The sequence below is a fragment of the Pseudomonas sp. BNK-7 genome, assembly GCF_048072025.1.
Classification (GTDB): domain Bacteria; phylum Pseudomonadota; class Gammaproteobacteria; order Pseudomonadales; family Pseudomonadaceae; genus Aquipseudomonas; species Aquipseudomonas danubii.
Window position 1 is genome coordinate 6534357 of record NZ_CP182252.1, and the last position, 21774, is coordinate 6556130.

Here is a 21774-nt window from a genome sequence, read left to right on the forward strand (position 1 = left end):
GGCCGGGTGGCGGCTAACCCGGCATCCCTGCCGGGTTACCCACGGCTCAATGCCTGCGTTCGGCCATCGTGGTTAACGGGGCTAACAGATCAAGATCAAAAGCCACAGCAAGAGCAAGACGGCGGCCTGCCGGCCGGCCTTGTTTCATTTCTCCTTCACAGGGCGACGTTGCTCTTGGCATAGCCGAAGGCTGCGAAACCTGCCTCCCCGATATTCCTGACATATCGCGTCGCCTGGTTTCGCAGCCTTCGGCAGCGGCTACAAAGAGCCGGCCTGCGCACCTTGGCTTTGGCTTTTGATCTTGATCTTTAGGCCCCTTCCCAGCCGGCCGAGCGTAGGCGTTGCGTAGGGGGCAGCTCGGCAAGGATGCCGAGCCAGCCGCCATGACTGCAGCAACGGATATGTACACAAAAAGATCCAGGTTTTACGACTGCTTCCCCACCGATCAAGACCAAAAACTCCCCCCCTCCCCTCAGCCGCGATCACCGAAAATTCCTACAACTCGCGTCCACTTGCATCACCTTGTCCCTCCAAGACGATGCCCTTAAGGTCTGGGGGTCATTGCAAATTCAGTGACAGGGCGTAGGAACCCTTCGAGAACCCTTGGCGCATAAGCGCCCGTCTGATTGCGGAGCATTTGTCGCATCCGTAAGATCAGCCGCGGCGGCCGTGCGCGGGCACGCTTCGGCGTGGCCGAGTCCAAGGGTATTCGGTATTCCTACCCCGCGCGCGGCTGCCACCCAAGCCCGTAGGAAGGCCGTTGGCAGCTCTCATGCCTACCCGGAGCTCGATCAAATGAAAAAGGTCAAACCCAACAAATCTGACACCACTGCGACGGAGCCCAGCTCTCGTCACATGCCATTGACCAGCAACGACTACAACATCCCCGCCCTGCTGGTGGACACCCACGCCCCGCTGGACGCGCTCCACGAGGCCGCCGCCCACCGCATCCGCGCGGCCACCCAGTTGCTGGAAAACATCGCCAGTCACGACAACCTGCAGAGCAACCCGGCCCTGCTCCAGGACTTCGCCCAACTCTGCGTCATCCCCCTGCGCGACGGCTGCGACCTGCTCGATGTACTGGGCCGACGCCTGCAGGAACAACTGCTCACCTGAGCATGATCCGGGACCGGCAACACTTCGCCGGTCCCATCCGGCGGCCCTGTGCGCCTCCCCCTGCGCCCCGTAATTGCAAAGCGACATTAGCCCATTTGTGCTAATCGACCCTCCCCCAGCCCGGGGATATAGTGCCGGGCAACCACCCGCTCTCCCCCAACACCGCCGTTCTGCGGTGTCGGGAGCGGCTGCGCCGTTGAAAACACAACAACACCAAGGAAGAGCCATCATGAAACTCCAATCCAGCCTTCGTCCCCTCGCCCTGCTCAGCGCCCTGGCCCTTGCCCTGGGCGGTTGCGCCATCGCCAAACCGAGCAACGACGACCTCAAGAACCGCGCGCAAATTACCCTCGGCAAGCCGGTTTCCACGGTTTCCAACGTGCGCAGCGACGCGTCCCAGACCTACTTCACCGCCAGTACCAGCGCCGGCGAATACAACTGCGTATTGCCCAGCGGCGGCATGGTCGCCTTCGCCACCATGGGCGGAGCGGTAGCGCTGCCGGCCGAGTGCAGCAAGCAATAAAGCGCTAGCCCCAAGGCCAACCTGGTTCGCCACGACGGGCTGCCCCGGTGTAGCAGCGGGACAGCGTCGGGCGAGCACCACTCCCTCCTGAAAAGGTCCCGAGTTGATGAAACCCCGTCTCTTCATGGTGACAGGCCTGGCCCTGCTCGCCTGTACCCTGATGGCCTGTGCGCCGCGCCAAGGGCGAACCCTGGCCGAATACCCGCCGGTGAAGATTCCCAGCGTGCAGTACCCCGACGTGCCCTTCAACACCCAGGCCGCGCGCGCCGCCCTGCAGCCCGGCAGCGCCACGCTCACCGGCAAGTTCTGCATCGTCGGCAACGACGGCATCGAGGACAGTCGCGACGTCAAGATCTATCTCTACCCGGTCACCCCGCACTTGCAGGCCTGGCATAAGTTGCGCGCGTCCCAGCCCGAAGGCGCCCCGGTGAGCATGGTCCCCGAGGCCCTGGCCGTGCACCGGGTGACCCGTACCGACGGCAACGGCATCTTCCAGTTCACCGGGCTGCAACCGGGCCGCTACTTCGTCCAGGGCCAGGACATGGTGTACGGCACCAGCCGCTGGAACGAGTACGTGGGCACCGGCCAGAGCAACACCAACTACGGCCCGGTGACCACCCACTACTACACCGAGCGCAGTTCGATCTCTTCGTACTCAGGGATGCTGGATGACTTCGTCGAAGTGGCCAGCGGCGAGAACAAGAAGCTGACCATGACCAACTACCCCCTGCTTATCCCGTGCCGGACCTGGTAACCACCTCTGTCGCCGAAGCGCTGCGGGCCGACGCCAGCGGCGTTTCGCGCAGGGCGCGCAAGGTGCCCCGCAGTTCCACCGGGCGCACCGGCTTGGAGAGGATGGCGATGTTGCGGTCGTGCAGGGCCGCGTGGATTTTCTCGATGTCGTGCCCGGTGATGATCAGCGCCGGCACTTCCCAGCCCCGCTGCTCGCGGATGCTGTCGATGCACTCGATGCCCGAGGCGCGGGTGCCCAGGTCGTAGTCGGCGACGATGATGTCGCAGTCGGTCTGCAGGTCTTCCCCGCTCGACTCGGCCTGGACCACGCAGCCCCAGCGTTCCAGCAGCGCCGAGGTGGCCAGCAGGACGTTGCGGTCATCTTCCACCAGACAGACTCGTAACCCGGTCAGCAAGCCGTTCTGCACCGCTTCGTCACGGCTGTGCAAACGCTGCGGCGCGGCCAATACCAAGCCATGCAGGCTGACGGTAGTACCGTGATCGACCCGCGAACGGATTGTCACCTGCAGGTCGGTCAACTGCCCCAGGCGCTTGACGATGGACAGGCCCAGGCCGACGCCCTCGACGTCCTTGTCCCGTACTTGGCGAACCCGGTAGAACTCCTCGAAGATCTTCGGCAGGTGCTCCTCGGCAATCCCCCGGCCCTGGTCATAAATGACAATGGCCAGGCCCGCACCTCGCCGGCGCACACCGATCAGCACCGGCCGTTCTGCGGCGTACTTGAAGCAGTTGGACAGCACGTTCTGCACCATGGTCGCCAACAGCCCCGGATCAACCCGCACCCAGTAACTGCAGGGGCGCAAGCGCAGTTCGACCCTCGCCCAGCGCGCCGCTTCGGCGTTCTGGCGCACCAGATCCCGCAGCAACTCCCCCAGGTGCACGGTTTCGTACTTGGGCTGCACGCGTCCGTTGTCCAGGGTGTAAAGGTCGAGGATCGAACGGAACAACTGCGACACGTTGAGCAGCGAACGGTCGATGTTGTCCACCAGCCGCCGCTCTTCGCCCCCCAGGTTGGCCTCGCGCAGGCAAGCAGTGAACAGGCCGATGGAGTGGATCGGCTGGCGCAGGTCGTGGCTGGCCTGGGCCAGGAAGCGGGATTTTTCCAGGTTGGCGGCAATCGCCTCTTCGGACGCCAGGCGGGTGCGCTTGAGCAGGATGTGGGCGTACACCGGAATCACCGTGCTGGTGATCATCAGCATCAGCACCATGTAGGGCTGGGCCTGCCAATACGGGGTCAGCAGATAGACCATGAACAGCGCAAACAGCGCAAACACGGTGGCAATGGCCAGGTAGCGCGAGCCGAAACGCATGCCATTGCCCAGGTTCACCCAGACCATCACCGCATAAATCGGCAGCGCCCCCTCGCCGCCTACCACCAAGCCGTAACAGGTGCCGGTGTAGTCGTAGACCATGCCCAGGATGCGCCGCGCCGGGTAATGCCCGGGCCAGCGGGCAATGGCCATGCGCAGCAGGATCGAACCCAGCATGAACAGGGCGATGTAGATCATCACCGGCACATAAGGGTCGACCTGCTGCCCCGGGAGAAAACCGATCACGGTAAACCAGACCAGGGCGCAACCGGCCACGATAATCCGCAGGGTGGCCTGGTCGAGTTCGCTGTCCTTCTCAACGTTCATGCAATCACCTCCTTGTGCAATCTGTGTTGCCGTGGTCTTTTGCCGCTCGGCAATACCGCGTATCGAACACGACCAGCGGCCAGTTACAACGCCGCGCGTCAAGTTAGCATGCGCGCAGGACTGGATGTTTCAAGGAGTTTCACGACATGACATGCCGGATTATCGTCGCCGACGACCACCCGCTATTCCGCGAGGGCATGCTGCGCACCCTCCAGCGCCTGCTGCCCGACGCCCTGCTCGAAGAGGCTGGCGACCTGGCGGCGGTAGTGGCCCTGGCCCTGACCGGCGAGGAGCCGGACTCGCTGATTCTGGACCTGCGTTTCCCCGGATTGACCTCGGTCAGCCTGATTGCCGACCTGCGCCGACAGCTGCCCCGAACCTCGCTCATCGTGGTATCGATGGTGGACAATCAGGACCTGATCGGCGAAGTCATGGCCGCTGGTGCCGACGGTTTTATCGGCAAGAGCATCAGCCCGGAGGAGATCGGCCAGGCAATCCAGGCCATTCGCCAGGGCGAAGTGGTGGTCAAGTACGCACCTTCCGGCTTGCTGCTGCCCCTGGATGCCGGTGCCGAGATCAGCCAGCTAACCACCCGCCAGCAAGAAGTGCTGCGCCTGATCGCCCAGGGCAAGACCAACAAGGAAATCGCCCGGGAGCTGGATATCTCGCCGTTCACCGTACGCATCCACGTCTCATCCCTGCTGCACACCCTGAAAGTGCCCTCACGGGCAGCGGCTGCGGTGAAGTTCGCCGGGGCCTGGTAACCCGGGACAGGCTCGCGCACCAATGCCAGAGAGTCGTCTCCGGCGCTGCACCGGCTGTTTGCCCCGGTTGCACCTTTAACACTGGGAAGCTTGGCGCAAATGAGGCAGCATCGGTCCTGGCACGCCTGTATAAACGCCATGGCATTGGGCGGCACGCCAGGAACAGCGTGCTCGCGCAGCCGCCCCACGCAGGAGAAAAACATCATGAATACGGATGAACGTGATGAACTATTTGATCGGTTGCACCACTGGTTCGGTGACTCGGAAGCCACCAACTGGAACGAATACACCACCGAACAGGTGGCCAAGGGCGTGCTTCACGCCTTTACCCCGGCGCAATGGCAACGGCTCGGCGAGACACTGCTGTCCCAGCCCGAGTACTGGCAGCACCGCTGCGCTGTCTCCCTGGGCGAGTTGCGAACGGCACCGGCCATCGCCTTGTTGAAACGCCTGCTGGCAGACTCGCCTTACCTGGATGTGCGGGTCATGGCGGTCTATGAGCTGGACTGGGCGCAAGCCGCCATCGAGCAGCGCTATGCGCCCTGTATCCTGGAAATCATGGACAACCTCAGTGAAGAAGGTATCGAGCCGGAGCTGCACAGCCTGCTGACCAAGGCCGAGTCGGCCACCCTCTGAAAGCCCCAACCCTGGATGCCGGCTCCCCGCCGGCCATCCAGCCTTCAGCTGGAGACCCGAGACTTCAACATCCAATGCTCGAAGGCCTCGGCGGGCAACGGCCGGCTGATCAGGTAACCCTGGACCGTATCGCAGCCCCAGCTTTCCAGCAGTTTCAGGCAATGCTCGAACTCCACCCCTTCGGCCACCACCTTGAGCCCCAGCTTGTGACTCATTTCGATGGTTGAGCGCACGATCACCGCGTCACCGCTGGTTTCATCCAGATTGCGGATAAAGGACTGGTCGATCTTCAGCTCCTGCACCGGTAGACGCTGCAACTGGGCCAGGGATGAATAGCCGGTGCCAAAATCATCCACCGACAGACTGATGCCGCAGCCACGCAAGCGCTGCAGCACCGCCAGGGCCTGCTCCGGATGGCGCATGATGGCGCTCTCGGTGATCTCGAACACCAGTTGCTCAGCAGCCACCTGATAGCGCTCCAGGCACTGGCTGACCCGGACTTCCAGGCCGTCGTCCTCCAGGTCGCTGGCAGAGATGTTCAGCGACAGGCGCACCGGCAAAGCCCGGCGGTTCCACTCCGCCAACTGGCGAATGCAAGCCTCGATGACCCAGGAGGTCAGGCTGTGCATGCTGCCGGTGCGCTCGGCCAGGGGAATGAACTCCGCCGGCGACACCACGCCAAATACCGGATGCCGCCAGCGCAGCAGGGCTTCGGCCTGATGCAGGTAATCCCGGCGCAGATCCAGCTTGGGCTGATACAGCAGGAACAGCTCGCCATCGGCGGCGGCGCGACGCAGGTCACGGATCAGGCTGATCTGGCGCTGATGAGCCAGGTCGCGGTCTTGCTGGTAGACCTGCAGGTAACCGGGGTTGAGCGCTGCATCGTGGCGGGCGATCGCGGCACGGCTGATCAGTTCTTCGGCGGACTTGCCGTCGGCGGGATACACCGCCATGCCCATGCAGATCTGGCGCCGTACCTCATCCCCCTGAATCAGCTGGGGTCGGCTCAACAGGTCATGGAGGCGGTCGGCCATGGCAATGGCGCCATCGAGCTCGGTGTTTTCCAGCAGCAGGAGGAACTCGCTGGCGGTGATCCGCGCCGCGGTATCGCCCTGGGACAGCACATCACGCAGCCGCCGGCTCAGTTCCCCCATCATCTGCTCCAGCCCTTCATTGCCAAAGCCTTCGTTGATCGCCCGATAGTTGTCGATCCCCAGGTACAGCAACACCACGTTGCGCCGGGCAGCGATGGCCTGGCTCAGGCGCTCGATGGCCAGGGCCCGATTGGGCAGCCCGGTCAGGGGATCATGCAGGGCGTTGTGGGCCAGTTGCCGCTCACGGGTGGCGATGGCGCTCTGCATGGCGTTGAAGGCATCCGCCAGCACACCGAACTCGTCGCTGCGCTTGATGGCCACCGTGGCCTGATAGTTGCCGGCACCGATACGTCGGGCAGCCTGGGCCAGGTCTTCCAGGGGCCGCGAAACCCGCCGAGCCATCAGCAGGGCGAAGACCAGGGAAATCACCAGCGCCACCATGGCGATCCACAGGAACTCCCGGTCCAGTGGCGCAAAGGCTTGCAGTGCCTGTTCCAGGGGGCTCTGCAACAAGACCATGACCCGCGGATCCTGGGCATCCCCGGTATTGGCCAGTTGCAGTGCCTGGTTGAGAAAGCGTTGGCCATGGGTTTGGCTCATCTGTGGCAGGGACTGCCACAACGAGTCACGCAGGGCATTGATGATCGGCGACCAGAAGAACTCAGGCTGGGTGCTGAACAACTCTCCGGGGTGCTCGCCGTCGACGGTCAGGAATGAGACTTCCAGGTTGCTCATGGAACGCAGTTCCCGGGCGAACAACTCATCCATGGGAAAGCCCATCACCACCCGGGCAACGGGCAGCGAATCCAGCACTTCACCTTGCACCAACAGATAGGGGCGGCCGTTGATCGCAACGAACAGCATGTGAGTGTCGTGCCGCTGCGCTCGGCGCAACGCCCGGTCATAGGGAAACGGCTGCCCCCTGGCAATGTCCGCCAGCGTACTGGCGATTACCCGTCCCTCGGGACTGAGCACGAACATCTCGCTGGAACGGATGCCCCCACGGTACTGCGCCAGGGACGCGAGGATGTCCACCGGCTTGCCGCTGACCACAGCGCGGTGAAACTCCGAATCCACCACCAGCCAGTCGATACCGTATTGCAGGTTGCGGCCCCGCAGGTCCAGCAGGCGTTCGAACACGCGAGTGCCGATCTTCAATTGCAACTGCGCCTGCTTCTCCACTGCGTGAGTAGTAGCGGTCTTCACCGCAAAGTACACCGCGCCAATCAGCACCAACAGCAACAGCGCCAGCACCCCGACAATCCTTGCCTGAAAGGTTCGGCGCCACTTCATAGGGCTGCTCTCATCCACTCCGATCGCCCGCCGGGCCGGAAAAGCACCTGCGCGGGTGACAGCCGCCGAGAGCTGAAAAATCCGTTCTTCATACCCATCCCTCTAAGAAGCTGAATGCGTGCGTCAAATAAATGCCGATTTCACTCCAGCATTCCGGACACTCAGATTAATCCTCAAACTGTAGAAGATCACGCAATAAAACAGGTGATATCCAAGTCATTTTATTGACATTTGATATCCGTCAACGCCGTCCACAGCGTCCACACCACACGTCTGGACAGAGCCTCGAGGGACAGTTGAGGGCCGCACGGAAAAAAGCTGAAACCAGTTTCCCATTGAAACCCGTCTCGACCTGCCCCATCTAACCTGCATAGCCCATCGCGCAGGAGCCTTCATGAGCGACCAGCAAGCATTTCCCGAAGATCCACGTGAGTACCTCGATCCGGAAAATACCGAACAGCCCAGTGCCCATGGCACCGGCCTGGCCCTGCCCGGGCAGAATCTGCCGGACAAGGTCTACATCATGCCGATTCACAATCGTCCCTTCTTCCCGGCGCAGGTACTGCCGGTGATTGTCAACGAAGAACCCTGGGCCGAAACCCTGGAGCTGGTAAGCCAATCCGACCACCACTCCCTGGCCCTGTTTTTCATGGATACCCCCCAGGAAGACCCGCGCCACTTCGATACATCCGCGTTGCCGGAGTACGGCACCCTGGTCAAGGTCCACCACGCCAGCCGCGAGAACGGCAAGCTGCAATTCGTCGCCCAGGGCCTGACCCGGGTACGCATCCGCACCTGGCTCAAACACCACCGGCCGCCCTACCTGGTGGAAGTCGAATACCCGCACCAGCCCAGCGAACCCACCGATGAGGTCAAGGCCTACGGCATGGCGCTGATCAACGCGATCAAGGAGCTGCTGCCGCTCAATCCGCTGTACAGCGAAGAACTGAAGAACTACCTCAACCGCTTCAGCCCCAACGACCCTTCGCCCCTGACCGACTTCGCCGCCGCCCTGACTTCCGCCACAGGCAACGAGTTGCAGGAGGTGCTGGACTGCGTGCCGATGCTCAAGCGCATGGAAAAAGTCCTGCCGATGCTGCGCAAGGAAGTCGAGGTCGCGCGCCTGCAGAAAGAGATCTCCGCCGAGGTCAACCGCAAGATCGGCGAGCACCAGCGCGAATTCTTCCTCAAGGAACAGCTCAAGGTGATCCAGCAGGAACTGGGGCTGACCAAGGATGACCGCAGCGCCGACCTGGAGCAGTTCGAGCAGCGGCTGAGCGGCAAGGTGCTGCCGGCCCAGGCGCAGAAACGCATCGCCGAGGAAATGAACAAGCTGTCGATCCTCGAAACCGGCTCGCCGGAATACGCCGTGACCCGCAACTACCTGGAATGGGCCACCGCTGTGCCCTGGGGCGTCTACGGCGAGGACAAGCTCGACCTCAAGCACGCGCGCAAAGTGCTCGACCAGCACCACGCCGGGCTCGATGACATCAAGACCCGCATCCTCGAATTCCTCGCGGTGGGCGCCTACAAGGGCGAGATCAGCGGCTCCATCGTGCTGCTGGTGGGCCCGCCGGGCGTGGGCAAGACCAGTGTCGGCAAGTCCATTGCCGAATCCCTGGGGCGGCCGTTCTATCGCTTCAGTGTCGGCGGCATGCGCGACGAAGCCGAGATCAAGGGCCACCGCCGCACCTACATCGGTGCCCAGCCGGGCAAGCTGGTGCAGGCCCTCAAGGAAGTGGAGGTGATGAACCCGGTGATCATGCTCGACGAGATCGACAAGATGGGCCAGAGCTACCAGGGCGACCCGGCCTCAGCCCTGCTGGAGACCCTCGATCCGGAGCAGAACGTCGACTTCCTCGACCATTACCTGGACCTGCGCATGGACCTGTCCAAGGTGTTGTTCGTGTGCACCGCCAACACCCTGGACTCGATCCCCGGGCCGCTGCTCGACCGCATGGAAGTGATTCGCCTGTCCGGTTACATCACCGAGGAAAAACTCGCCATCGCCAAGCGCCACCTGTGGCCCAAGCAGTTGACGAAAGCCGGTGTAGCCAAGAGCAGCCTGAGCATCAGCGACAGTGCCCTGCGCGCCGTGATCGACAGTTACGCCCGGGAAGCCGGGGTGCGCCAACTGGAGAAACAACTGGGCAAACTGGTGCGCAAAGCGGTGGTCAAGCTGCTGGACGAGCCGGATGCAAACATCAAGATCGGGCCCAAGGACCTGGAGGCCTCCCTGGGCATGCCGGTGTTCCGCAACGAGCAGGTCCTGAGCGGCACCGGAGTCATCACCGGCCTGGCCTGGACCAGCATGGGCGGCGCGACCCTGCCCATCGAGGCGACGCGGATTCATACCCACAACCGTGGTTTCAAGCTCACCGGCCAGTTGGGGGATGTGATGAAGGAGTCGGCGGAGATCGCCTACAGCTACGTCAGTTCGCACCTCAAGCAGTTCGGCGGCGACAGCAAGTTCTTCGACGAAGCCTTCGTCCACCTGCACGTTCCTGAAGGTGCCACGCCCAAGGATGGCCCGAGCGCCGGGGTGACCATGGCCAGCGCCCTGCTGTCCCTGGCGCGCAACCAGCCGCCGAAAAAAGGCGTGGCCATGACCGGCGAGCTGACCCTCACCGGCCACGTGCTGCCCATTGGCGGGGTGCGGGAGAAAGTCATCGCGGCGCGGCGGCAGAAGATCTTTGAGCTGATCCTGCCGGAGCCCAACCGCGGGCATTTCGAGGAACTGCCGGACTACCTCAAGGAAGGCATCACCGTGCATTTCGCCAAGCGTTTTGCCGACGTGGCCAAGGTACTGTTCTAAATCCCTTCGCCGGCAAGCCGGCTCCTACAGGTTGTCCCTTGTAGGAGCCGGCTTGCCGGCGAACAGGCCATAAGCGCCAACCTCCGTCCCCCGGCCCACACCGCCCATCATCTTCAGTTATGCTCGCCGTTCGTCACGAATGATCGGAGCTTCCTGACCCATGTCCGCACCTCGCCTGCTTGCCCTGCTCAGCCTCGCCCTGCTGGCCGCCTGCGCCAGCCAGCCCAAGCAAAACGTCACCGTGGAAAACCAGAGCCAATGCCCCCTGCAATTGCACAACGGGCAAACCCTGACCCTGACCCTGCCTAGCAATCCCACCACGGGCTATCGCTGGGCAATCCAGGATTCGGCCGGCGGCATCCTGCGCAAGGTCAGCCCCGAGGTCTACAGCAATCCCGAGAACACCGGTCTGGTGGGCAGCGGTGGTCAATCCACCTGGCGTTTCCAGGCGTTCGCCAGCGGCCAGGGCCGACTGCTGCTGACCTATCAGCAACCCTGGGCACCGGAAGAAGCACCGGTAAAAGCCTTCGACTGCTCGATCACGGTCAACTGACATGGGCTGGCTGATTCTTGCGCTGATGGGCGCCGCCACCTTCATCTACGGGATCAGCGTGCACGCCACGTTGCTCTGCCTGCTGGTCAAGCCGCTGCCGGTACTGGCCCTGCTGGGCTGGTTGCACGATGCGCCGCCGGGGGACTATCGCCGCTGGATCGCCATTGGCCTGTTGTTCTCAGTGCTGGGTGACGTGCTGCTGGCCTGGCCTTCGGACCTGTTCGTGTTCGGCCTCGGGGCGTTTCTGGTGGCGCACCTGGCCTACCTCAAGGCCTATCTCTGCGACTGTCGGCGCCTGGCACTGTTGCCGCTGGTGGTGGCACTGGCCATTGGCGCGGGGCTGTTGAGCATCCTGATTTCCCACGGCCTGGGCCCGCTGCTGATCCCGGTGATCGTCTACGCCCTGACCATCAGCGCCATGCTCTGGCGCGCCCTGGCACGCCTGGGCTCAGCGGTGCCCAAACGCTCGGCGGCGCTAGCGGCCGCGGGGGCCCTGAGCTTCGCCTTCTCCGACAGCCTGATTGGCATCAGCCGCTTCGTGGTGGCCTTCGATGCCGCGCCCTACTTGATCATCATTTTTTACTGGCTGGGCCAGTGGGGTATCGCTGCTTCGGCGTTCAGCCAGAAGCCGCGCTGATCAGCCTGCGCCGGCAAGCCGGTCCCTACTCGCTGTAGGAGCCGGCTGGCCAGCGAAAAGGGTCACACCTTGCGTCGCCCTTGCTCTGCTGAAGGCCCTGCGGGCCTTATCGCAGCCTGCGCCAGCGGCTACAATGCCGCCCTCTTTTTATCTCCATCGCTGGAAATGCCGTGAGCAAAGAACCCGACCGCCTATTCGCCCAGCCCCTGGCCCAGGTGCCCGACTTCGCCTTTAACGAGGATGTGGTGCGGGTGTTCCCGGACATGATCAAGCGCTCGGTGCCGGGTTACCCGACCATTGTCGAGAACCTCGGGGTGCTGGCGGCGCAGTTCGCTCAGCCCAACAGCGTGCTCTACGACCTGGGCTCATCCCTGGGCGCGGTGACCCAGGCCCTGCGCCGCCATGTGCGCAGCGACGGTTGCCGGGTAATCGCCGTGGACAATTCCGCGGCCATGGTCGAGCGTTGCCGGGAATACCTCAACGGCCAGGATTCGATGTTCCAGGAGTTGCTGCCGGTGCAGGTGATCGAAGGCGATATCCTGGCCCTGGAGTTCCAGCCGGCCTCGGTGGTGGCTTTGAACTTCACCCTGCAGTTCATCGCCCCGGAGCAACGCCTGGCCCTGCTCGGGCGCATCCGCCAGTCGTTGCTGCCCGGCGGCGCGCTGATCCTCTCGGAGAAGCTGCGCTTCAACGACACCGAAGAACACGCCCTGCTCACCGACCTGCACATCGCCTTCAAACGCGCTAACGGCTACAGCGAACTGGAAATTGCCCAGAAGCGCAGCGCCATCGAAAACGTCATGAAGCCCGACAGCCTCGAAGAACACCGCGAACGCCTGCTGGCCGCCGGGTTCTCGAAAGTCGTGCCGTGGTTCCAGTGTCTTAATTTTGCCTCGTTGATTGCCCTGCCATGATTGATCTGTCTCCCCTCGCTCGCCGTCTGGCGGGCACGCCCCTGGCCGAATGGGCCAACAGCCTGCAAGCCCAGCTCGATGCCAAGATGGAAAAGGGCCATGGCGACCTGGAGCGCTGGCAGAGCGCCCTCGACGCATTGCCGAAGATCCAGCCCAGCGAAGTCGACCTGATCAACGGCCTGCGCCTGGACACCGACTGCGACGACGCCACCCGGGCGCAGATGCGTACCGCACTGATGGGCCTGTCACCGTGGCGCAAGGGCCCGTTCGACCTGTTCGGCGTGCACGTGGATACCGAATGGCGTTCGGACTGGAAGTGGTCGCGGGTCGCGCCGCACCTGAACCTTGAAGGCAAACGCATCCTCGATGTCGGCTGCGGCAATGGCTACTACATGTGGCGCATGCTCGGCGCCGGCGCCCACAGCGTGATTGGCGTGGACCCCAACTGGCTGTTCTTCTGCCAGTTCCAGGCGGTGCAGCGCTACCTGTCGCAGCCCTCGGTGTGGCACTTGCCGTTTCCTTTCGAAGACCTGCCGGCCAACCTGGAAGGTTTCGACACCGTATTTTCCATGGGGGTGTTCTACCACCGGCGTTCGCCCATCGAGCACCTGCTGGCGCTCAAGGACTGCCTGGTCAAGGGTGGCGAACTGGTGCTGGAAACCCTGGTGGTGGAAGGCGATCAACATCAGGTGCTGGTGCCGGAAGACCGTTATGCGCAGATGCGCAACGTGTGGTTCCTGCCCTCGGTGCCGGCTCTGGAGCTGTGGCTGCGACGCGCCGGGTTCAGCGACGTGCGCTGCGTGGATGTGAGCGTGACCAGCGTCGAGGAGCAGCGCGGCACCGAGTGGATGAAGTACCAGTCCCTGAGCGATTTCCTCGACCCCAACGATCACAGCAAGACCATCGAAGGCCTGCCGGCGCCGATGCGCGCGGTGATTGTCGCCAGAAAATAACCCCGCCTTCCCCCTGTAGGAGCTGGCCGGGCGGCGTTCCGCTTGCCAGCGAAGGCGCCCGCCAAAGCGGTGCAAGGCTCAAGGGCCTCTTCGCCGGCAAGCCGGCTCCTACGGTTTGGTGTAGGCCGCGAACCGGTTTGCGCTCAGCGCGCCCGGCGCGCCTTGAAGAATTCGCTCAACACCGTGCCGCACTCTTCGGCCAGCACCCCGCCCTCGTACAGCACCCGATGATTGAGAAAGCCCTGGGTGAAGAACTGGCCCTGGCTCTGCACGATGCCCGCCTTGGGTTCCAGGGCGCCGTACACCACCCGGGCAATGCGCGAATGGACGATCAGCCCGGCGCACATGCTGCAAGGTTCCAGGGTCACGTACAGGGTGCTGCCGGGCAGGCGATAGTTGCTCACTGCCTGGGCCGCCGCGCGGATCGCCACCATTTCGGCGTGGGCGCTGGGGTCGCTGCCGCTGATCGGGCAGTTGTAACCGCGGCCGATGATCTGGCCATCCAGCACCAGCACCGCGCCCACCGGCACTTCCCCCAGGGCGGCACCCTGGGCGGCCAGGGCCAGGGCTTCGCGCATGAAGTCCTGGTCGCGGCTGCGGTCGATGATCGGCGCCGGGCGTATCTGACGCATCACGCCACCTCGATGGCGGCCATCAGACCGGTTTCCATGTGGTCGATCACGTGGCAGTGGAACATCCAGACCCCAGGGTTATCCGCCACCAGCGCCACGCGGGCACGCTCGTTCTTGCCCAGCAGGTAGGTGTCGGTGAAGTAGGGAGTGATCTTCTTGCGGTTCGAGGCGATGACCTTGAAGCTCATGCCGTGCAAGTGGATCGGGTGTTGGTACTGAGTCATGTTCTTCAATTCGAAAATGTAGCTCTTGCCCTTTTTCAGCGTGGCAATCGGGCGGTCGGCGCAGGTCTTGTCGGTGATGTCCCAGGCCTGGCCGTTGATCTGCCACAGGCTCGGCGGCTGGCCATTGTCCACGTTCACCGAGACCGAGCCAACCCACTCGAAATTGAAGTTGAGCTTCTCGGCGTTGTCGAGATCCGGCTCGGCCACCGGGTTGGCCGGCAGGGCTGGCGGCCACTGGGTCGGCGCATCGTTGTTGGCCACCGAACGCAAGGTGCCCAGGCGCACCGGACCGTTGCGCAGGGACAGTTCCTGCCCCGCCGCCGGCGCCTTGATCGCCAGGCAGATACGCATGCCCGGCCCCAGCCAGTACTCCTTGCCCAAAGGACGCGGCTCGATGGGGTTGCCGTCCAGTGCATAGATCTGCGCTTCGACATCGGGGATGTTGATGCGGTAGGTCAGGGTGTTGTCCAGGTTGAGCAGGCGCACCCGAGTAATCTGCCCGGCCGGCAGGTCGATCACCGCCTGGGACACGCCGTTGATGGTGGACAGGCGCCCGGCCGTGCCGCCCCGCGCCGCTTCCCGGGGGATGCTGAAGGAGACGAACGCGCCCTCTTCATCCACGTGCCAGCTTTTCAGGCTCAGGGTGCGCTCGTACTGGAATCCGGTGGGTTCGCGCTCTTCGACGATCAGCGGGCCCACCAGGCCGCGGCCCAGTTCTTCGCTGCTGTTCACATGGGGGTGATACCAGTAGCTACCGGCATCCGGTACGCGGAACTTGTAGTCGAAGTATTCGCCGGGTAGCACCGGCAGTTGCGAGACGTAAGGCACGCCGTCCATTTCCAGGGGCAGGCGGATGCCGTGCCAGTGGATGGTGGTGGCCACGGGCAGGTGGTTGATAAAGCGCACCCGCAGCCACTCGCCCTGGCGCACCCGCAGTTCGGTACCCGGTGCCGATGGCCCGAAAGCCCAGGCCTCGGTCTTGTGCCCCGGCACCAACTCCACATCCAGGGGCGCGGCGATCAGCTCGTAGTCGTGGCCCGCTTCGGCGTCGGCCATTTTCCCCAGCCAGTAGCGCGAGGCGCCACCCGCTCCCACGCCCACCACTACCAGACCGGCCAGACCACCGAGTATTTGTCGACGGGTAAAGGACATGGACTCAACTACCTCACGTATCCGCGGCGGGCCCAAGCCCGCAAAAGGCGAATACGATACACCCGCAGTTGAGAAACAGTAAGGCCGGCGCGGCGACCGGACGCAGGCGGGACGGGGAAACGATGGGTGTTTTCGGGAGCCTGCTCCCTGGCAAGCCCGTTGCTCTTGCAGGAGCCGGCTTGCCGGCGAACAAGCCCCTCAGCCCTGCAATCCCAACAGCAGATGCACCACACCACCGGCCAGGGGCATCACTGCCGGCACCCCCGCCACTCGCAGGGCGCTGCTGTCCAGCAACTGCGGATCATGCAGTTCCAGGCGCAGGCGGGTCAGGGCCAATGGTTGTTGGCTCTTGATGTTGGCGCTACCACCCAGTGCCGCCAGCATCGCGTCACTCAGAACACGGCCCTTGGCCTGGGGGGCCTTCGGCTGATCAGGGATCAGGTCTGGAGTCAGGGCCTTCCAGAACGCCCGTTGCAATTTCTCGAACATCTTCAGTTCTCCAGAATCAGTGAGTCGGCGGCGACTTGCTGCCGTTGCAGGCATTCACGTACCTGAACCGCGTCTTCCAGATCGATGATCCGCGCTGCCAAGGCCTGGCACTCGCTCAGATCCAACTCCCGTACCCGGGCCTTGATGGCGGGAATCAACGGCACGCTCACCGACAGCTCGTCTACTCCCAGGCCCAGCAACAGCGGCACCGCCAGGGTCTCGGAAGCCATTGCACCGCAGACGCCGACCCACTTGCCGTGGGCATGGGCGGCCTGCACCGTGCGCGCGATCAGGCGCAGCACTGACGGATGGAAGCTGTCGGCCTGACTGGCCAGGCGCGGATGATCACGGTCCATGGCCAGGGTGTACTGGGTCAGGTCGTTGGTGCCGATGGAGAAGAAATCCACCTCCGGGGCAAAACGATCCGCCATCAAGGCCGCCGAAGGCACCTCGATCATGATCCCCAGCTTGGGCCGCTCCGCCAGGCCCAGGGCCCGGACCTCGTCATCGAGCAATTGGCGCGCCTGACGCAGCTCCGCCAGCTGGCTGACCATCGGCAACATGATGTGCAGGCGGGCCTGCCCGGCGCTGGCGAGCATCGCCCGGAACTGCTCGCGCAGCAGTTCGGGACGCTCCAGGCACAGGCGGATACCCCGCAGGCCGAGAAAAGGGTTGGCTTCGCTGTCCATGGGCACATAGGCCAGGGGCTTGTCGCCGCCCACGTCCAGGGTCCGCACCACCAGATTGCGCGTCGGCCCCAGGGCCTGGGCAATGGCCAGATAGGTTTCGGCCTGCTCCTCGGGGCTCGGGGCGTGGCTGCGGTCCTGGTAGAGGAACTCCGAACGCAACAGGCCCACGCCTTCACCGCCCAGACTCATGGCCTGCTCGGCCTCCGCCAGAGAGGCAATGTTGGCCGTGACCTCCAGATGATGACCATCGCGGGTCACCGCCGGTTGCGCGGCCTGGGCCAGGTCCTGACGCTGGCGCAGGCGTTGCTGCTGACGCAGGGACTCCAGTTGCTGCAGACGCTGAGGGTCCGGGTCCGTATGCAGTTCGCCGCGATCGGCATCCAGCAGAACCCGGGTGCCGTTGGCCAGGGACAGGACCCGGGACGACAGGCCACAGATCGCCGGCAGGCCCAGGGCCCGGGCGAGGATCGCCACGTGGCTGGTGGCGCCGCCGCCAACGGTGGCAAACCCCAGTACCTTGGCCGTGTCCAGGCTGGCGGTCTGCGAGGGGGTCAGTTGCTCGGCAATCAGAATGGCCTGATCCGGCAAGCTCAGGGCATGCTCTTGCACCCCGAGCATCCGCTTGAGCACCCGTTGGCCGACGTCCGCCAGATCCACCGCGCGCTCAGCCAACAGCGTACTGCCCAGGCCCTTGAACAGCTCGGCGGTGGCCTCGATGGCACGGTTCCAGGCAAAGGCAGCGCTCTTGCCGGTGACGATCAGGGCCTCGGCCTGCTGCAACAGACTCGGATCGTCGAGGAGCTCCTGGTGGGCCCGAAAGATTTCCTGCTGCGCGCCCCCCCGGGCATTGTCCCGCAGCTGTTGCAGGTCCCGGACCGCCTCCCGCAAGGCCCGCTCAAGCACTTCGCGCTCTTGCTGCGGGTTCACCGCCCACTCCTTTATCTGCAGGCGCTGTTCAGCCACCTGCAGCACCTGGCCGACCGCCGAACCCGGTGACGCACAGACTCCCCGCAGAACCGTCTCCAACGACTCATCCCGCGCCGCCAGCGGCGCAAGACTCGGCGCCGCAGCACTGACTTTCTCGCCACAACCCGAGGCCAACAGCTCCACCAGAACCTGGAGCGCCCGCTCGGCATCCGCACCTGCGGCACTGACCTGCAAGACATCGCCCTGCACCGTCTGCAAGGCCATGATCGACACCAGGGACTTGGCATTGGCCGAGTCCTGGCGCCGGTGCAGGCAGATATTCGCGGCAAAGCCCTTGGCGGCCTGGGCCAGCAAAGCCGCCGGGCGCGCATGCAGGCCCTGGGGGTTGCCGAGGATCAGCGGTTTGGAAAACAGCGCCTCAGCTTCAGCGTCCTCGGCCTTGGCACCTTCCTCTGCGGAGGTGGGCTCGATCTGCAACACCGGCTGTCCCAGCTCCACCAGCAGGCTGCCGGACACCAGCCCCGTCACCGCCTCGCCACTGACCACCAGCATCAGGGTCAACAGGCTACGGGCATGCAGGGCCAGGTAGTCGGCGTCGAACTCGATCAGCGGCTGGCCAGCCGTGACTTGCTGACCTTCCTCGATCAGGCAGGTGAAGCCCTTGCCCGCCAGGTTCACCGTGTCCAGCCCGATGTGCATCAGCACCTGCTGGCCCTGCTCGCCGGTGATGCTCAGCGCGTGGCCGCTGCGCTGCAGGTTGCTGACCACCCCGGACAGCGGCGCGCAGAGGATCTGGGAAGTCGGGTCGATGCACAGCCCGTCACCGATCACCCGGCTGGAAAACACCGGGTCCGGGACCTGCTCCAGGGGCAGCAGCACCCCGGACAGGGGCGCGAGCAATTGCAAGGGTTGGGTTATGGCCATGACGTCACCTGCTAATGATTCCTTGAAGTGCCGATGGAGCGCGAGCCCCGACAGCATCGCTTATTTCCACCAGTACTCGACCTGCAAACCGACGTTCGCACCGTGCCGGGCGCTGCCGAACACACCGCTGTCGGACAGCGCGGAACCGGCCGCCAGCTCATTGGCCGCGCGCTTGGCGGCCTCGTTCCAGCTGGCATAGGTGTAGTACAGCCGCACCTCCGGCCGGGCCCAGAAGTCCGGTCCCTTGGGTGACCAGGTGGGCGCGAAGGTAAATTTACTGAGCTTGCGGGTGCCCCCGGGCGCCTCAACCTGATCGTGGCCGAACTCGGTCACCAGCTTGAACTGCTCGGTGATGGCATAGGCCGGACGCACGCCCAGGGAGATCCAGTTCTGATCCTGGCCGTCGGGGCGAATGTCCTTCTGATAGACCGCCTCCACCTGGCCGCCGAAGCGCGGGGTCAGTTGCCAGTCGAAGAACTCCACCAGGCGATAGCTCTTGTTGCTGTCATCCAGGTAGGTGTTGCCGGTGTAGCCCAGGCCGGTACCGGGGCCTTCGCCGTATTGCAGGGCCAGTTTGTTCTTTCCGCCGAAAAAGTCCTTCTGCACATGCTGGGTGGTGATCGCCCAGCCATTGTGGGCACCACGGCGATCGGGCTTTTCCAGGTAGCTCAGGCCCAGCTCCAGCTCGCCGCCGGGGTTGGTCTGGAAGCCGGCGACGTTGAAGTCATGACGGCTCACCGCCTGCTTCTGATAGAGATTGTCCTTGCGGGAAAAGGCGTAGCTGTACTTCAGATCGCCGATGCGCACGTCCTCGACCCCGCCGCCGGTGGCGCTCTGGTTCCAGTAGTAGAAGTCGGAAATATGGATGTCGTTACGCTTGTAGTAACGGCGCCCGGCCCACAGCGAGCCGCCATTGAGGCTGGGCAGGTTCGACCACTGGGCGTACATCTGCGGCATGCGCGCCGAGCCGTTTTCGCCCTGGAAACTCAGGTTGCGGTCGTAGCGGTTGTAGAGCGAAGCCATGCCGTCGACGCTGAGCACCGAGCCGTCGTCCAGGGTGTACAGGTCCTGGCGCAGTTCCAGCTCGGCGTACTGCTCGCACTCGTTGCCCAGGCGGTACTTGGACTGCGCGCCGGGTAACTGGAAGCAGGACTGCGAGCCGCTGTTGACCGAGGTGCCCAGGCCACTGCGCAGGTAGCCGGCAAACTCCAGGGCCTGGGCCGGAAAAGGCAAGGCCAGGCACAGGCAGGACGCCGCCAGACCGCGATTTATTGTTGCTCTCATAAGCCACCCATTATTTTTATTGTGTTGTTCGAATTCGTCGGCGCCGGTTGGCCGGCGGATGCGCTGGGCCAGAAAGATCCCCTGGCCCGGTTCGCCGGCCAGCCGGCTGCTACAGGGTCAGGTGCAGAACGAAGGATTCGTAGGGCCGCAGGTGCACGTGCCGGCTGCGGGGCTCGTGGTCCGGGTAGTTGCTGATCAGCAGGCGCTGTTGCATGCCCGCGCCGATTACCGCTTCCGGCAACTCGACCTGGCACGGCGCGCCGTAGAAGTTGTTCACCACCAGCAGGCGCTCGCCCTCGCCCTCGCGCACATAGGCCCAGACTTGCCGATGCTCCGGCAGCAGCTGGCGATAGAGGCCGTGCTGGATCAGCGCTTCCTGGCGGCGCAAGGCGATCAGCCGACGGTAGTGATGCAGCACCGAATCCTGGTCGTCGAGTTGCGCCTCGACATTGATCTGGCTGGCGTTGGCCGGTATCCCGATCCAGGGCTCGGCGCTGCTGAAACCGGCGTTGGCCCCGGCATGCCACTGCATCGGCGTGCGTCCGTTGTCCCGGGATTTCTGCTGGATCGCCGCCATGATGGCCTGCGGGTCTTCACCGGCCTCGCGCTTGAGGCGGTGGATGTTCAGGGTCTCGACATCGCGGTACTGCTCGATGCGCTCGAAATGCGGATTGGTCATGCCCAGCTCTTCGCCCTGATAGACGAAAGGCGTGCCCTGGAGCAGGTGCAGCGCGGTGGCCAGCATCTTCGCCGACACCACCCGGTGTTCGCCGTCATCGCCAAAGCGCGAGACCACCCGCGGCTGGTCGTGGTTACACCAGAACAGCGCATTCCAGCCGCCACCGGCCTGCATGCCGGTTTGCCAGTCGGAGAGGATGCGCTTGAGTTCGAGGAAGTCGAAATCGGCCCGCAGCCACTTCTGCTGGTTGGGGTAGTCCACCTTCAGGTGATGGAAGTTGAAGGTCATCGACAGCTCCTTCGACTCCGGATGGGAATAGCGAATGCAGTGCTCCAGGCAGGTGGAGGACATCTCGCCGACATTCACCAGATCGTGCCCGGCGAACACTTCCCGATGCATTTCCTGCAGGTACTGGTGCACGTTGGGACCGTCGGTATAGAAGCGGCGGCCGTCGCTCTGATCCTCGGGGAAATCCGCCGGCTTGGAGATCAGGTTGATCACGTCGAGGCGGAAGCCGCCGACGCCCTTGTCGCGCCAGAAGCGCATCATCTTGAACACTTCAGCGCGCACCTGGGGGTTGTCCCAGTTGAGGTCGGCCTGGGTGTGATCGAACAGGTGCAGGTAGTACTGCCCGGTCTGGGCCTCGTATTCCCAGGCGGAGCCGCCGAACTTGGATTCCCAGTTATTGGGCTCATCGCGCCAGATGTAGAAATCCCGGTAGGGGTTGTCCAGGCTGCTGCGGGCCTGCTGGAACCAGGCGTGCTCGATGGAGGTGTGGTTGACCACGATATCCAGCATCAGCTTGATCCCGCGCTTGCCGGCTTCGGCGATCAGCAACTCGCAGTCGGCCATGCTGCCGTAGCTGGGATCGATGGCGTAGTAGTCGCTGATGTCATAGCCGTTGTCCCGCTGCGGCGAGCGCAGGAACGGGGTCAGCCACAGGCAATCGACCCCCAGCCAGTGCAGGTAGTCGAGCTTGTCCACCACCCCCAGCAGGTCACCGGTGGCCTGGCCTTGGTGGCTGTGAAAACTTTTCGGGTAGATCTGGTAGATCACCGAACGCTGCCAGTCTTGCATGGGGGAATC

At 63.9% G+C, this 21774-nt stretch carries 18 protein-coding genes; 10 read left to right on the forward strand and 8 right to left on the reverse strand.

Annotated features, from left to right (window positions below):
- Positions 1-855 precede the first annotated feature (855 nt).
- From ACMGF8_RS29470 to ACMGF8_RS29480, 3 genes are all read left to right on the forward strand, one after another.
- Positions 856-1116 carry a hypothetical protein gene (locus tag ACMGF8_RS29470; protein WP_416758122.1) on the forward strand — a complete coding sequence of 87 codons (261 nt, stop codon included), beginning with the start codon at positions 856-858 and terminating at the stop codon, positions 1114-1116.
- 229 nt (positions 1117-1345) lie between these two features.
- Positions 1346-1639, forward strand: a complete 294-nt coding sequence (locus ACMGF8_RS29475) for a hypothetical protein (protein ID WP_047305906.1) — start codon at positions 1346-1348, stop codon at positions 1637-1639.
- 106 nt (positions 1640-1745) lie between these two features.
- Complete coding sequence (locus tag ACMGF8_RS29480) at positions 1746-2393, forward strand: carboxypeptidase-like regulatory domain-containing protein (RefSeq protein WP_416758124.1); 648 nt, start codon at positions 1746-1748, stop codon at positions 2391-2393.
- On the opposite strand, the gene ACMGF8_RS29485 is transcribed toward ACMGF8_RS29480, so the two are convergent.
- Positions 2371-4029, reverse strand: a complete 1659-nt coding sequence (locus ACMGF8_RS29485) for a hybrid sensor histidine kinase/response regulator (RefSeq protein ID WP_416758126.1) — start codon at positions 4027-4029, stop codon at positions 2371-2373. The two genes, ACMGF8_RS29480 and ACMGF8_RS29485, sit on opposite strands and share 23 nt — an antisense overlap.
- Before the next feature lie 146 nt (positions 4030-4175).
- Here ACMGF8_RS29485 and ACMGF8_RS29490 point away from each other — a divergent pair, with 146 nt between their 5' ends.
- Complete coding sequence (locus ACMGF8_RS29490; protein ID WP_416758128.1) at positions 4176-4793, forward strand: LuxR C-terminal-related transcriptional regulator; 618 nt, start codon at positions 4176-4178, stop codon at positions 4791-4793.
- Positions 4794-4997: 204 nt separating this feature from the next.
- Entirely contained in the window at positions 4998-5429 is a 432-nt protein-coding gene (locus ACMGF8_RS29495; RefSeq protein WP_102860430.1) for a hypothetical protein, read from the forward strand.
- 44 nt (positions 5430-5473) lie between these two features.
- On the opposite strand, the gene ACMGF8_RS29500 is transcribed toward ACMGF8_RS29495, so the two are convergent.
- Positions 5474-7816: a putative bifunctional diguanylate cyclase/phosphodiesterase gene (locus tag ACMGF8_RS29500; protein WP_102860429.1), complete on the reverse strand. Its 2343-nt coding sequence runs from the start codon at positions 7814-7816 to the stop codon at positions 5474-5476.
- Positions 7817-8210: 394 nt separating this feature from the next.
- Here ACMGF8_RS29500 and lon point away from each other — a divergent pair, with 394 nt between their 5' ends.
- The 5 genes from lon to cmoB all read left to right on the forward strand — a co-directional run bounded on the left by lon (position 8211) and on the right by cmoB (position 13688).
- On the forward strand, positions 8211-10631 hold the full coding sequence (gene lon, locus ACMGF8_RS29505) for an endopeptidase La (RefSeq protein ID WP_102860428.1): 2421 nt from the start codon (positions 8211-8213) through the stop codon (positions 10629-10631).
- Positions 10632-10791: 160 nt separating this feature from the next.
- A complete protein-coding gene (locus ACMGF8_RS29510) occupies positions 10792-11184 on the forward strand; it encodes a protease inhibitor I42 family protein (protein WP_102860427.1) in 393 nt (130 codons plus the stop codon).
- 1 nt (position 11185) lies between these two features.
- Positions 11186-11821, forward strand: a complete 636-nt coding sequence (locus ACMGF8_RS29515; protein WP_115580814.1) for a lysoplasmalogenase — start codon at positions 11186-11188, stop codon at positions 11819-11821.
- A gap of 170 nt (positions 11822-11991) precedes the next feature.
- Positions 11992-12735 carry a carboxy-S-adenosyl-L-methionine synthase CmoA gene (cmoA, locus tag ACMGF8_RS29520; protein ID WP_102880789.1) on the forward strand — a complete coding sequence of 248 codons (744 nt, stop codon included), beginning with the start codon at positions 11992-11994 and terminating at the stop codon, positions 12733-12735.
- Positions 12732-13688 carry a tRNA 5-methoxyuridine(34)/uridine 5-oxyacetic acid(34) synthase CmoB gene (gene cmoB / locus ACMGF8_RS29525; protein ID WP_207166480.1) on the forward strand — a complete coding sequence of 319 codons (957 nt, stop codon included), beginning with the start codon at positions 12732-12734 and terminating at the stop codon, positions 13686-13688. The genes cmoA and cmoB overlap by 4 nt, the downstream gene beginning before the upstream one ends.
- Positions 13689-13831: 143 nt before the next feature.
- On the opposite strand, the gene tadA is transcribed toward cmoB, so the two are convergent.
- The 6 genes from tadA to treC all read right to left on the reverse strand — a co-directional run bounded on the left by tadA (position 13832) and on the right by treC (position 21765).
- Positions 13832-14320: a tRNA adenosine(34) deaminase TadA gene (gene tadA / locus ACMGF8_RS29530; RefSeq protein WP_047305914.1), complete on the reverse strand. Its 489-nt coding sequence runs from the start codon at positions 14318-14320 to the stop codon at positions 13832-13834.
- A complete protein-coding gene (locus tag ACMGF8_RS29535) occupies positions 14320-15696 on the reverse strand; it encodes a multicopper oxidase family protein (protein ID WP_102880792.1) in 1377 nt (458 codons plus the stop codon). Before ACMGF8_RS29535 ends, tadA begins: the two co-directional genes overlap by 1 nt.
- A gap of 198 nt (positions 15697-15894) precedes the next feature.
- Entirely contained in the window at positions 15895-16185 is a 291-nt protein-coding gene (locus ACMGF8_RS29540; RefSeq protein WP_102860422.1) for a PTS transporter subunit EIIB, read from the reverse strand.
- A 2-nt stretch (positions 16186-16187) separates the two neighbouring features.
- Positions 16188-18725, reverse strand: a complete 2538-nt coding sequence (gene ptsP, locus ACMGF8_RS29545) for a phosphoenolpyruvate--protein phosphotransferase (RefSeq protein WP_416758134.1) — start codon at positions 18723-18725, stop codon at positions 16188-16190.
- A 60-nt stretch (positions 18726-18785) separates the two neighbouring features.
- On the reverse strand, positions 18786-20009 hold the full coding sequence (locus tag ACMGF8_RS29550) for a maltoporin (RefSeq protein ID WP_416758136.1): 1224 nt from the start codon (positions 20007-20009) through the stop codon (positions 18786-18788).
- Positions 20010-20118: 109 nt separating this feature from the next.
- Positions 20119-21765: an alpha,alpha-phosphotrehalase gene (treC, locus tag ACMGF8_RS29555; RefSeq protein WP_416758138.1), complete on the reverse strand. Its 1647-nt coding sequence runs from the start codon at positions 21763-21765 to the stop codon at positions 20119-20121.
- Positions 21766-21774 lie beyond the last annotated feature (9 nt).

Coding starts and splice junctions, on each gene's coding strand:
- ACMGF8_RS29510 (WP_102860427.1), top strand. CDS start 10,792: ATGTCCGCACCTCGCCTGCTTGCCCTGCTCAGCCTCGCCCTGCTGGCC.
- ACMGF8_RS29535 (WP_102880792.1), bottom strand. CDS start 15,696: ATGTCCTTTACCCGTCGACAAATACTCGGTGGTCTGGCCGGTCTGGTA.
- ACMGF8_RS29550 (WP_416758136.1), bottom strand. CDS start 20,009: ATGAGAGCAACAATAAATCGCGGTCTGGCGGCGTCCTGCCTGTGCCTG.
- lon (WP_102860428.1), top strand. CDS start 8,211: ATGAGCGACCAGCAAGCATTTCCCGAAGATCCACGTGAGTACCTCGAT.
- ACMGF8_RS29515 (WP_115580814.1), top strand. CDS start 11,186: ATGGGCTGGCTGATTCTTGCGCTGATGGGCGCCGCCACCTTCATCTAC.
- ACMGF8_RS29490 (WP_416758128.1), top strand. CDS start 4,176: ATGACATGCCGGATTATCGTCGCCGACGACCACCCGCTATTCCGCGAG.
- ACMGF8_RS29500 (WP_102860429.1), bottom strand. CDS start 7,816: ATGAAGTGGCGCCGAACCTTTCAGGCAAGGATTGTCGGGGTGCTGGCG.
- ACMGF8_RS29475 (WP_047305906.1), top strand. CDS start 1,346: ATGAAACTCCAATCCAGCCTTCGTCCCCTCGCCCTGCTCAGCGCCCTG.
- ACMGF8_RS29485 (WP_416758126.1), bottom strand. CDS start 4,029: ATGAACGTTGAGAAGGACAGCGAACTCGACCAGGCCACCCTGCGGATT.
- tadA (WP_047305914.1), bottom strand. CDS start 14,320: ATGCGTCAGATACGCCCGGCGCCGATCATCGACCGCAGCCGCGACCAG.
- ACMGF8_RS29470 (WP_416758122.1), top strand. CDS start 856: ATGCCATTGACCAGCAACGACTACAACATCCCCGCCCTGCTGGTGGAC.
- cmoB (WP_207166480.1), top strand. CDS start 12,732: ATGATTGATCTGTCTCCCCTCGCTCGCCGTCTGGCGGGCACGCCCCTG.
- ACMGF8_RS29480 (WP_416758124.1), top strand. CDS start 1,746: ATGAAACCCCGTCTCTTCATGGTGACAGGCCTGGCCCTGCTCGCCTGT.
- ACMGF8_RS29540 (WP_102860422.1), bottom strand. CDS start 16,185: ATGTTCGAGAAATTGCAACGGGCGTTCTGGAAGGCCCTGACTCCAGAC.
- treC (WP_416758138.1), bottom strand. CDS start 21,765: ATGCAAGACTGGCAGCGTTCGGTGATCTACCAGATCTACCCGAAAAGT.
- ACMGF8_RS29495 (WP_102860430.1), top strand. CDS start 4,998: ATGAATACGGATGAACGTGATGAACTATTTGATCGGTTGCACCACTGG.
- ptsP (WP_416758134.1), bottom strand. CDS start 18,725: ATGGCCATAACCCAACCCTTGCAATTGCTCGCGCCCCTGTCCGGGGTG.